The organism is Nonomuraea corallina (assembly GCF_027620315.1).
Taxonomy (GTDB): domain Bacteria; phylum Actinomycetota; class Actinomycetes; order Streptosporangiales; family Streptosporangiaceae; genus Nonomuraea; species Nonomuraea corallina.
The window spans coordinates 1-11,506 of the sequence record NZ_JAPNNL010000215.1; the positions used below are offsets into that span (position 1 = coordinate 1).

The 11,506-nt window shown below is 74.5% G+C and carries 9 protein-coding genes; 3 read left to right on the forward strand and 6 right to left on the reverse strand.

What is annotated here, in order from left to right:
- The coding region (locus tag OUY22_RS32830) for a TetR/AcrR family transcriptional regulator (RefSeq protein WP_270159154.1) at window positions 1-493 on the reverse strand (493 nt) is incomplete at its 3' end.
- A 16-nt stretch (window positions 494-509) separates the two neighbouring features.
- Between OUY22_RS32830 and OUY22_RS32835 the strand changes: the two genes are divergently transcribed.
- A complete protein-coding gene (locus OUY22_RS32835) occupies window positions 510-2,096 on the forward strand; it encodes an FAD-binding oxidoreductase (protein ID WP_270159155.1) in 1,587 nt (528 codons plus the stop codon).
- On the opposite strand, the gene OUY22_RS32840 is transcribed toward OUY22_RS32835, so the two are convergent.
- Window positions 2,093-2,494 (reverse strand): hypothetical protein, encoded by a 402-nt coding sequence (locus OUY22_RS32840; RefSeq protein WP_270159156.1) that lies wholly within the window; start codon window positions 2,492-2,494, stop codon window positions 2,093-2,095. The two genes, OUY22_RS32835 and OUY22_RS32840, sit on opposite strands and share 4 nt — an antisense overlap.
- A gap of 176 nt (window positions 2,495-2,670) precedes the next feature.
- Here OUY22_RS32840 and OUY22_RS32845 point away from each other — a divergent pair, with 176 nt between their 5' ends.
- Both OUY22_RS32845 and OUY22_RS32850 read left to right on the forward strand, forming a co-directional pair.
- Entirely contained in the window at window positions 2,671-4,107 is a 1,437-nt protein-coding gene (locus OUY22_RS32845; protein WP_270159157.1) for a metallophosphoesterase, read from the forward strand.
- Window positions 4,108-4,136: 29 nt separating this feature from the next.
- Window positions 4,137-5,711, forward strand: coding sequence for a bifunctional 3'-5' exonuclease/DNA polymerase (locus OUY22_RS32850; RefSeq protein ID WP_270159163.1), 1,575 nt, complete (start codon window positions 4,137-4,139; stop codon window positions 5,709-5,711).
- Here OUY22_RS32850 and OUY22_RS32855 read toward each other — a convergent pair.
- The 4 genes from OUY22_RS32855 to OUY22_RS32870 form a co-directional block, all read right to left on the reverse strand.
- Complete coding sequence (locus tag OUY22_RS32855; RefSeq protein ID WP_270159158.1) at window positions 5,686-6,975, reverse strand: MFS transporter; 1,290 nt, start codon at window positions 6,973-6,975, stop codon at window positions 5,686-5,688. The genes OUY22_RS32850 and OUY22_RS32855 overlap by 26 nt on opposite strands.
- Window positions 6,976-7,026: 51 nt before the next feature.
- Window positions 7,027-7,842, reverse strand: a complete 816-nt coding sequence (locus OUY22_RS32860) for an MOSC domain-containing protein (RefSeq protein ID WP_270159159.1) — start codon at window positions 7,840-7,842, stop codon at window positions 7,027-7,029.
- A 77-nt stretch (window positions 7,843-7,919) separates the two neighbouring features.
- A complete protein-coding gene (locus tag OUY22_RS32865) occupies window positions 7,920-10,076 on the reverse strand; it encodes a serine/threonine-protein kinase (RefSeq protein ID WP_270159160.1) in 2,157 nt (718 codons plus the stop codon).
- 137 nt (window positions 10,077-10,213) lie between these two features.
- On the reverse strand, window positions 10,214-11,506 hold a 1,293-nt coding region (locus OUY22_RS32870), incomplete at its 5' end, for a YlbE family protein (RefSeq protein ID WP_270159162.1).

Consider the following 11,506-nt stretch of genomic DNA (forward strand, 5'->3'; position numbering starts at 1 on the left):
CCAGCAGTGTGGCGAGTTCGGCGTCGAGCTCGTCGAGGGTGACCGGGTCCAGCATGGTCGGGGCCGACAGCAGGAACGACTGGGCCACCAACAGCACCGCCCTGGCCCGGCGCGCGTCGCCCAGCGCGGGCTCCAGCGCCGCGAGCACCGCCTCCTGGCTGGCGCCGCGCCGGTCGAGCAGGTACGGGATCAGCAGCTCCGGGTCCGCCTCCACGATCTTGCGCCAGAGCGGGTGCTCGCGCAGCCCGCGCACCCCGGCCACCACCGCCCCCACCGGATCGGCCAGGTCCAGGCCGTCGATCACCCGTACCCACTCGCGCGTCATCAGGTCGGCGACCAGCGCCCGCATGTCCGGCCAGTGCCGGTAGATGGTCATCCGCGAGACGCCGGCCCGCCGCGCCACGTCCGTGAGCGTGGTGCGGCGCACCCCGTAGGCCAGCACGCAGTCGCGGGCCGCGTCCAGCACGCCGTCATTGTGACGAATAGGCGTCATGTGTCACAGTGTAACCATGACGTCGGAACCGATGCTCTGGTCCGGCTGGGGTGACCCGGCCAAGGCCCGCGAGCTCCCCGAACAGGTCCGCCGGCTGCTGCACGACCTGCTGGGGGTGCGCGCGTCGGCGGAGCCCGCCGCCGAGCTGGAGTCGGTACGGGTGCCGCCCGCCGCGCTGGAGCCCCGCCACCTGGACGCGCTCGCCGCCCTGGTCGGCGACGGGCACGTGCTGACCACGCACGAGGCGCGGGTCCGGCACGCCCGCGGCAGATCCACCCCCGACCTGCTGCGGCTGCGGGCCGGCGACGGCGACGGCGCGCCCGATGCCGTCGTGCTGCCCGGCGGGCACGACGAGGTGGCGCGGGTGCTGCGGCTGTGCGCGGCGGAGCGGATCGCGGTCGTGCCGTTCGGCGGCGGCACCTCCGTCGTCGGCGGGCTCACCGCCGGCCGCGACGGCTTCGCCGGGGTGATCGCGCTCGACCTGGGCCGGATGAACCGGCTGATCGAGGTCGACGCCGAGTCGATGACCGCGCTGTTCGAGCCGGGCATGCCCGCCCCCGAGGCCGAGCGCCTGCTCGGCGCGCACGGCCTCACCCTGGGCCACTTCCCGCAGTCCTTCGAGTACGCCACGCTGGGCGGCTTCGCCGCCGCCCGATCCAGCGGCCAGGCGTCGGCCGGCTACGGCCGCTTCGACGACATGGTCGCCGGGCTGACCGTCGCCACCCCGGAAGGCGACCTGGACCTCGGCCGGGCTCCCAAGTCGGCGGCCGGGCCCGACCTGCGCCAGCTCGTGCTCGGCTCCGAGGGCGCGTTCGGCGTCATCACCTCGCTCCGGCTGCGGGTGCGCCGCGCCCCGGCCGAGAAGGCGTACGAGGGCTGGCGCCTGCCCGGCTTCGCCGCCGGCACGGCCGCGCTGCGGGCGCTCGCCCAGGACGGGCCGCTGCCGACCGTGCTGCGGCTCTCCGACGAGACCGAGACCATGATCGGACTGGCCCGCCCCGACCGGATCGGCACCGGCGAGTCCGGTGGGTCCGGTGGGTCCGGCTGCCTGGTGATCGCCGGCTACGAGGGCGCGTCCGTCGCCGCCCGCCGCGAGGCCGCCGCCGCGGTCCTGTCCGCGCACGGCGGCGTCCCCCTCGGCGAGGAGCCGGGCCGGTCGTGGGCGCACGGCCGCTTCTCCGCGCCGTACCTGCGCGACTCGCTGCTGGCCGCCGGCGCCACCGTGGAGACGCTGGAGACGGCGGGCTTCTGGGCGAACCTGCCGCGCCTGTACGACGCGGTCCGGCTCGCGCTGCTCGGCGCGCTCGGCTCACCGCTGGTCATGTGCCACATCTCCCACGTGTACGAGACCGGCGCCTCGCTGTACTTCACCGTCGTCACCGCCCAGGAGGGCGACCCGGTGGCGCAGTGGGAGCGGGCCAAGGAGGCGGTCAACGCGGCCATCGTCGAGGCGGGCGGGACGATCTCCCACCACCACGGGGTGGGCCGCGACCACAAGGCCGCCTACGCCGACGAGATCGGACCGCTGGGCGTGGCGATCCTGCGGGCGGTCAAGGACCGGGTGGACCCGGCGGGCGTGCTCAACCCGGGCGCGCTCGTCTAACCGTGCTCCGTGACCCTGGCCGCCTCGGCCGACGCCTCGGCCGCCTCGCTGTAGCGCTGGAGGCACTCGTAGGCCGAGGCCAGGGCGGTCAGCGAGAGCGCGAGCGGGGCGCCGCCGTCCCGCCTGGCCAGCGCCACCGCCTCCTCGGCCGCGGGCAGCGCGTCGCCCGGCCGGTCGCGTCCCAGGTGCAGGCGGGCCCGCATGAGCAGGGCGCGGATCAGCAGCGCGGTGTGCTCGGGGCGCTCGGCCGCCAGCTCGCGGCTCATCTCCACGGCGCGGTCCACCTCTCGCAACGCGGCCCGCGCGCGCCTGGTCGCGGCGTAGGCGAGCAGGCCCTCGACGGCGTCCGCCCGCGTGGTGCCCCGCCTGAGCGCGTCATCGGAACCGTTCCGGGCCATGGCAGCCCTCCTTGGCGACGACAACCGCTTGCTTGGGGCGATAGAGGCTACACCATCGCGAACCAGCTGTGTCGGCAACGACACGCTGCGTTCGGATGCGCGTGCCGGGGCGTGGGGACCAAGATGGGGGCATGGTGGAATTAGCGGCTGAACGGGGGAAGCAGGGTTCCTCGCGGGTGTCCGAGGAAGGCGCCGGATGGGCCTGCCAGGAGATCGGCACGTTCGACCGGCTGCGGCCGGAGGACAAGGGCTTCACCTGGCTGAACCCCGTCACCCTGTGGAAATCCCGGAACGAGATACTCGCCGGCCTGTTCGGCGACCCGTCAGGCGAGGTGCGCGAGCAGTGGGTGGCCGCCCTGCGCGAGCGCGGCGCGGACCCCGACTTCCGGATCACGCCCGAGGTCGGCGAGAGCTTCGACTTCCTGCTCGTGGGCGACACCGGCGAGGGCGACGCGTCGCAGTACGCGGTCGTGCCCGGCATGCTGAAGGAGGGAGCGGGCACCGCTTTCGCGATCCTGGCCAGTGACATCATCTACCCGGCGGGGTCGGGCAACGACTACCGCGACAAGTTCTTCCGCCCCTACAAGGACTACGACGCGCCGATCTACGCCGTCCCCGGCAACCACGACTGGTACGACGGGCTCGGCGGCTTCATGCGGGTCTTCTGCGACGCCTCGCTCAAGCCGAAGCCGGACCGGGGGATACGCGGGCTGCTGTGGCGCAAGCCGGAGACGATCGACGAGCCCGCCCTGGCCGAGGCCCGTGCCCTGCGCGGCCGCCCCGCCCAGCAGGCCGCGCAGCCCGGACCGTACTGGGTGATCGACACCCCGAGCCTGCTCATCGTGGGCGTCGACACCGGGATCAAGGGCACCCTGGACGGTGAGCAGACCGCGTGGCTGCGGCGCGTGTCGCTCGACCCGCGGCCCAAGATCCTGGTCACCGGCAAGCCGATCTACACCGGCAACGCCTACAAGCCGTCCGAGCTGGCCGGCGGCGGCACCGTCGACGACATCGTGCGCGACCCGCGCCACCGCTACGTGGCGGCCATCGGCGGCGACGTGCACAACTACCAGCGCTACCCGGTCCAGGTCGGCGACCGGGTGATCCAGTACATCGTGTCCGGCGGCGGCGGCGCGTTCATGCACGCCACCCACACCATCCGGCGGGTCGACGTCGGCGGGGTGCACGAGGACGACTACCGCTGCTACCCGCTGCGCGGCGACTCCCTGTCGTTCTACAGCCAGCTCTACGCCAAGCGGCTGCGGATGCCGTGGATGTACCTCACGCCGGACGAGGCCGCCTGCATCATGGCCGACCAGATCAAGAACAAGCCGGTGCGGCCGGTCGGCACGGTGACGATCACCCGGCGGATGCGGTGGGCGGCGCGGCTGCTCGGGTCCTGGCCGTGGCCGTTCCGGCTGCCGGTGGACCGGGTGTTCCAGCACTTCCTGTCGGAGCTGTCCGACTGGGACACCCCGCCGTTCTTCAAGCAGTTCCTGCGCCTGTCGGTCACCCCTGACCATCTCACCATCCGGTGCCACGCCGCCACCGGATGCCTGCGGCAGGAGCTCGAACCCCCCGTCGAGGACGAGGTGCGCATCCCTCTGTCGTAGGGGCCTGGCACCCTGGAGTCGTGTACGTGGTGCTGGCCGGACAGACGCTCCTCCCCGTGGGCGAGCCGCTGCCCGGCGGCCTGCCCCATGACGTGCCCGGCGCGGTGCGCGAGCTGGAGGCGGCGCGGCCGCGGTGGGTGTGGGCCGACACCCGCGAGGCCTACCCGCCGCTGCTCGCCGCCGGGGTGCGCGTCGGCCGCTGCCACGACCTCGCGCTCACCGAGGGCCTGCTGCTCGCGGCCGAGGGCCGTCACGGCGAGCCGCGCTCGGCCAGGGCGGCGCACGCCCGGCTGCACGGCCGGCCCGTTCCCGACGAGCCGGCCGGCGACCAGCCCGGTCACCCGGCCACGCTGTTCGGCCCGGAGCCGCTGCCCGCCGGGGCGCTGGCCGAGGTGCTCGACGGCCAACTCGGCCGCGTCGCCGCGCTGCCCGACCCCGGGCGGTTCCGGCTGCTGGTCGCCGCCGAGTCGGCGGGCGCGCTCATCGCCGCCGAGCTGGCCCACGACGGCATGCCCTGGCGCAGAGACGTGCACGACGCCCTGCTCACCGAGATGCTCGGCCCCCGGCCGGTCCACGGCATGCGCCCGGCCAAGCTGCAGGCGCTGGCCGACCGGGTCTCGGCGGCGTTCGGCCATCCGGTCAACCCCGACTCGGTGCAGCAGCTCGTCAAGGCGTTCAAGAGCGCCGGGGTAGCGATCAGGTCCACCCGGTCGTGGGAGCTCAAGCAGATCGACCACCCGGCCGTCGAGCCGCTGCTCGCCTACAAGGAGCTGGCCCGGCTGCACAGCTTCCACGGCTGGACGTGGGCCGACCAGTGGGTGCGCGGCGGACGCTTCCGGCCCGAGTACGTCGTCGGCGGCGTGGTGTCCGGCCGCTGGGCCACCAGCGGCGGCGGCGCCCTGCAGATCCCCAAGGTGCTGCGCCGGGTGGTGGTGGCCGACGAGGGGTGGACCCTCGTCGTCGCCGACGCCGCCCAGCTGGAGCCGCGGGTGCTGGCCGCCATGGCGGGCGACGCCCGGCTCGCCGCCGCGGCGGGGGAGAGCGACCTCTACTCGGCGCTGGCCGCCTCGTTCGGCGGTCAGCGCGACCACGCCAAGATCGCGATGCTGTCCGCCATGTACGGCGGCACCAGCGGCGACGCCGCCCGGCTGCTGCCCGTGATGCGCCGCCGCTTCCCGAAGGCCTACCAGTTCGTCGAGGACGCGGCCAAGGCGGGCGAGGAGGGCCGGCTGGTCCGGTCCTGGCTCGGGCGCACCAGCCCGCCGCCGTCCGCGTCGTGGCGTGAGCTGGTCTCCGGGCCGGAGGGCGGCCGGGCGGCGCGCGACCGGGGCCGGTTCACCCGCAACTTCGTGGTCCAGGCCACCGCCGCCGAATGGGCGCTGGCCCTGATCGCGGTCCTGCGCGGGCTGCTGCCCGCCCCCGCCGCGCTGGTGTTCTTCCAGCACGACGAGGTCATCGTGCACTGCCCGGCCGACCAGGCCGAGCGGGTCGCCGCCGCGGTGTCGGCCGCCGCCGCCGAGGCCACCAGGCTGCTGTTCGGGGCCACCCCGGTGCGCTTCCCGATGGAGGCGGTCGCGGTCAGCTGCTATGCGGACGCCAAATAGCGCCCGACCGGCGGGCCGTCAGCGCCAGCCACACCGCCGCAAGCGCCACCAGCACCCCCACGCCCACGCCCAGCACCCCGTACGACAGGCCGCCCACGATCACTCCGGCCAGCACCGTGCCGGTCGCCCCGCACACGTTCATGATCAGGTCGGAGAGGCCCTGCACGGCCGTGCGGCCCTCGATCGCCACCGACTCGCTGACCAGCGCCGAGCCGGCCACCAGCCCGCACGACCAGCCCAGGCCGAGCACGAACAGCGCCAGCGTGATCTGCCACACCCGGTGGCCGGCCGTGGCCGCCAGCGCGGCGGAGGCCAGTAGCAAGCCCATGCCGAGCAGCAGCACCGGCACCCTGCCGGCCTTGTCCGCCAGCCAGCCGACCACCGGCGACATCACGTACATGCCGGCGATGTGCAGGCTGATCACGACGCCGATCACGTCCAGCTCGGCCCCGTCGTGGTGGAGCTTGACCGGGGTCATCGACATGATCGACACCATCGCCGTGTGGCTGACGGCGATCATCACCAGCGCCTGGCGGGCCATCGGCGTGGCGCGCAGGATCCGCCACGCGGTGCGGACGGTCCGGCTGCCCTTCCCCGTGGTGGGCTTGCTGCCGTCGTGCTGCCTGGCCAGCTTGAGCGGGTCGGGGCGCAGGAACACGAAGACGATCAGCAGCGCCACCGCGAACGCCAGCGCGGCGAACGCGAACGGCCCCGCCTTCTCCACCAGCCCGGCGTCCATGCCGATCCGGTCGGCGGGCTCGGCCAGATTGGGGCCGGCCACCGAGCCGACGGTCGCCGCCCAGACCACCAGCGACAGGTGCCGGGCCGCGTGGTTCTTCGGCGCCAGGTCCGTGGCCGAGTAGCGGGCCGCGAGGTTGCCGGCGCTGCCGCCGCCCACGAGCACCAGCCCGGCCAGCAGCAGCGGCCAGTTGCCGATGGTGATCGCCGCGACCGAGATGGCGCAGCCGAGCAGCGCCGCCAGGTAGGCCAGCGCCAGGCCGGCCCGCCGGCCGCCGCTGCCGGACGCCTTGGCCGTGGGCAGTGCCAGCAGGGCCGCGCCCAGCACGGTCGCGGTCCCCGCGAAGCCGCTGATCATCGTCGAGCCGGAGAGCTGGTCCACCACCACGGAGCTGAGGGCCAGCCCGACGGCGACGCCGACGCCGCCCACGATCTGGGCGGCCGAGAGCACGATCAGCGTGCGGCGCTGGACGGCTCCAAGGTGCCCGGGGGAGGAGACGTCGGAGGTTGTGGGGGTGGTGGTCACCCGTGAAGTCTCGCATAGCCCCAGAGATCACCCCAAAAGGTGCTTTCAGGACTACAGCACCGTGACGGGATCGCCTCGCCGGATCGTGCCCGTGCCGTCGGGGATCAGGTTCACGCCGAACCACACCTTGCCGTCCCACTTGCGATGCCGGCTCAGCGTGCGGATCGGCTCCTTGCCCTTGACGTACGTGTCCGGGTCGACGGTCGTCTGCACGCACCGGTCGCATCCCTTGACGGCCCGGAACTCCACCTCGCCGATCCGCAGCCGCCGCCAGGAGTCCTCGGCGAACGGCTCGCCGGCGCCCTCCACCACCACGTTCGGCCGGAACCTGCGCATGTCCAGCGGCTGCGGCAGTTCCTCGCCGCGCTCGGCCGCCGTCTCCCGCACCCAGTCGTCCAGCCGGGCCAGCGAGGCCGTCGTGGTCAGCAGCAGCGGAAAGGCGTCGGCCAGGCTCACCCGGTCGTCCGCCCGGCCGTACGCGGGATCGACCGGGCGGCGGGTCGGGTCGTCCAGCCAGGCCAGCCGCGCGGGACGGCCGAGCAGCGCCGCCATCCAGGCGGCGGCGTCGTCCCCGCAGTCGGTGACCTCCACCCGGTCCCCTCCCAGGTCGGCCGTGAGCCTGCGCGAGGTGGGGGTGACGCGCAGCGGCTCGGCGTGCGGGCCGCTGAGCTTGATCGTGGAGCCGTCGGGCCTGGCCACGCAGGCGAGCATGATCGGATGTTCGCGGGCGGTGAGCGGCTCGCCCCGCTCGTCCACGACGAGGTAGCGCCGGTCCTCGGCCAGCCCCCACGGCCGCACCACGGCCTCGGCGGCCTCGTGGCCGGAGGTCGATTTGACGGGATAGAAGAAGACGCTCCCCAGTCTCATGCCCAGACCGTACAGCACCGTCCCCCTCCGGGGACGCCCGTCCCGCACGGCCTCCACGGGGCCGGCCGGGACCTCGTTCAGGAGGACTGGCGGAAGGTGTCGAAGAAGACCCTGCGCGCCTCGGCCTGGTCGTCCCAGACGAGTTCCGGCATGTCGAACGTGATGGTGAAGGCCGTCTCCTCGTCCAGGGTGACGAACCGGGTGAGCGCGTGCATGGGCACCTCGTTCGCGCTGGCGTAGGTGTACTCCCAGTCGGTCGCCTTCCAGCCGCGGTAGCCGACGTTCTGCAGCTGCACCTGGATGTAGCCGTCCTTGCCGCCGTCCGCCTCCTCGCGGGTCAGCTCCGCCAGGCCGCCGTCCTCCCGGGGCGGCACCTGGGTGACGACCAGCCGGATGCCCGAGTCCTTCGGCCCGGTGATCGTGGTCTGGCCGCCCGACGAACTCACCTTCCAGCCCTCCGGCACGCCGGCGCTGAACCCCGGCGGGGTCTCCTCGCTGTACCCGTCGGGCACCGGCGAGGCCTCGGCCCGCGTCGGGACGCCGCCGGCGATCGAGAGCGGGGCCGGCGAGGGCTCGTCCGAGCCGATCGACGCGAGGATCATCAACGCCGCCACCACGGCGACGACGGCCGCCACGGCGGCGACGATCAGCAGCGGCGTCGGCCGTCCGTCGCGCACCCACGCGTTGCCGCTCTCCTGCGGCCTGCGCCCGCCGGCGGCCGCGGTCCGGTGCGGCCCGCCGCCGGGCAACTGCGCCAGGCGGCTGCGGCTGACGTCCCTGGACAGCCGGTGCGACTGGTCGCGCAGGTCGTCGTCGGTGGCCAGCGGCCAGCGCGAGGACACGCCCGCGCTGCGGCTGTCACTGGTCAGCGGCAGGATGGGCGGCGCGGCCCGGTCGCCGGGGCCGCCCGGCCCCGCGGGCCGGTCCACGCCGGGGTACGACGGGCCGTCCGGCATCGCCCCGGCAGGGCCCCGCACGTCCTGCGGCGGCATCGGGTACGGGCCCGACACGCTGCCCGGCCCGGGACGGGCGCCCGGCGCCGGGTCCGACAGCGACCGCTGCGACGCCGAGCCGCCGAGCCCGGGAAGGGAGTGCGGGCCCGAGGCGAACGCGTCGAAGTCCGGCCTCGGCACCTGGTCCGTCCGGTGCGCGCCGGACGGGCCCGGCATCGCGTCGTACGGCATCGCGTACCCGCCCGACAGGCTGCCGTCCGGGTCGTACGGGACGCGCACCGGGCCCGAGGGCGTCTCCACGATCCGCGAGGGCAGCGGCCCGGACGGCGGCTCCATCAGCAGCGGCCCCGAGGGCGCCGGGTCGTCCGGCGCGGGCAGCGGCGCCGGCGCCTCCGGGTTGCGCGGCCGCGCCGAGCCGTGCGCGAGCAGCACCCGCTCCAGCAGCCCGGTGGCCTCTTCGGCGGTCAGCCGCTCGGCCGGGTTCTTGCGCAGCAGCCCCTCGATCACCGGCAGCAGTGCGCCCGCGCGCTGCGGCCGGGACGGCTCCTGCGTCAGCACCGCGCCGAGCACCGCGACCGCGTCCGGCCCCTCGTACGGCGGACGGCCCTCGACGGCCGTGTACAGCGTCGCCCCGAAGGACCACAGGTCGGCCGCCGCCGAGATCGGCTGCCCCGACAGGCGCTCCGGCGGGATGTAGGCCGGGGAGCCCATGAGCAGCCCGGTCTGCGTGATCGTGACGTCGCCCTCGACGGCGGCGATGCCGAAGTCGGTCAGCACCACCCGGTCGGCGGTGAGCAGCACGTTGCCCGGCTTGATGTCGCGGTGCAGGATCCCGGCGGCGTGCGCGTGCCGCAGCGCGTCGAGCACCCGGATGCCGATCTCGGCGGCCTGGACCACCGGCAGCGGGCCGCTCTGGCGCACCGCCTGCTCCAGCGACCAGGCGCGGACCAGCTCCATGACGATCCAGGGACGGCCGTCCTCCTCCACCACGTCGTGCACGGTGACGATGCCCGGATGCTGCAGCCGCGCGGCCGATCTGGCCTCGCGCAGCACCCGCCGGTGCGCCGCCTGCTTGCCCGCGTGGTCCAGCCCGAACGGCAGGATGAGCTCCTTGACCGCCACGTCCCGGTCGAGCAGCACGTCATGGGCGTGCCACACCATGCCCATGCCGCCCCTGCCGACGGGGGACATCAGCCGGTAGCGCCGGCCGATGAGCTTGCCCTGGCTCTGTGGAGCGCCGCCCTCGGCGCCGGGGCCGCTGAGCATGCGGTCGGCTGCCATGTCCCGCCCCCATCTCCAGCCTCAGAAGTCACATAAAGTCGCAACGTAGTTGCACGTTATGGGATTCGCCACCATATAGGCAGTGAATCGGTGAGGGAACCGTGGAGCCGTTTTTCGGGGGTTGACGTGCTGTTTCGCTATACCTCGAAAGGATCGATGACAGTCTCTGACAGCGCCTGTAGAGCCGCCGTGAACGCCTCCGCCGGAGGGCTGACGAGCCCCGCGCCGACCTGTCCGGTCCCCGCGACCCTGCCCGCGATCCCGGTGTTCACCACGGGCAGCAGACCGGTCCTGGCGACCAGGGTGACGTCGATCCCGGTGGGCGTGCCGCGGAAGCCGAGCCCCGGGATCTGGTAGGCGGGATGCTCCGCCAGCGTGATCTCGTACATGGACCGGGTGGCGGCCACCGCGTCCGCCACCTCGCCGCCCACGAACCGGACGATGGCCGGGGCCGCGGCCATGGCGAACCCGCCCAGCCCTGACGTCTCGGTGATGGTCGAGTCGCCGATGTCCGGGTTGGCGTCGCCGGGCCCGTACGCGCCCAGGTACAGCCCGTCGGGCACCCCGGCCGGCCCGGTGAACCACCGCCCGCCGAGCCCTGACACCTGCACCCCGAAGTCCGTGCCGTTGCGGGCCATGGCGACCACCAGGGTCGAGCCGGGGACGTCCCGGGCCGCGTCGGTGCTCACCTTGGCCGCGGCCATGCCCGCGTTGAGAAAGAAGTGGTCGTTGCCGGCGATGAAGCGCAGCACGTCCGAGGCGTTGCCCGGGGCCGCGTCGGAGACGGCCGGGGCCAGCTCGCGCAGCAGCAGCGAGGTCGCCGCCCGGTTGCGGTTGTGCAGCTCGTCGCCCATCTGCAGCGCCTGCGCGATCAGCGAGCGCAGGTCCAGCGGCCCGGTCAGCTCGACCGCCGCCGACAGCACCGGGCCGAGCACGGTGTCCATCCAGCGCAGCCGGTCCAGCACCTCGGGCCCGTACGCGCCGTACCGCAGCACCTTGCCCAGGCCCTCGTTGAGCGAGCAGTACGCGGTGCCGCCGTGCTCGTCGTCGCGCACCTCGAACAGCCACATGGACGGGCTGACGACGCCCGCCATCGGGCCGACGGCCGCGTGGTGGTGGCACGGCTCCAGCCGCACCTCGCCGCCGGCGAGCCGGTCCGCCGCCTCCCGCTCGTCCCTCGCGTACCCCTCGAACAGCATCGCGCCGACGAGCGCGCCGCGCATCGGCCCCGACGCCCGCTCCCACGTGATCGGCGGGCCCGCGTGCAGGAAGACGCGGTCGGCCGTCCGCAGCACCTCCGAGGCGCGCCGCACCCCGGTCAGCAGCGGCCTGGCCGAGGTGAGCCGGCGCACCGCCAGCTCGTTGGCCGCCTGCCTGCGGGGATCGGCGAGCACCCTGGCCAGGGCGTCGGCGGTGCCCGCCAGGGGCGG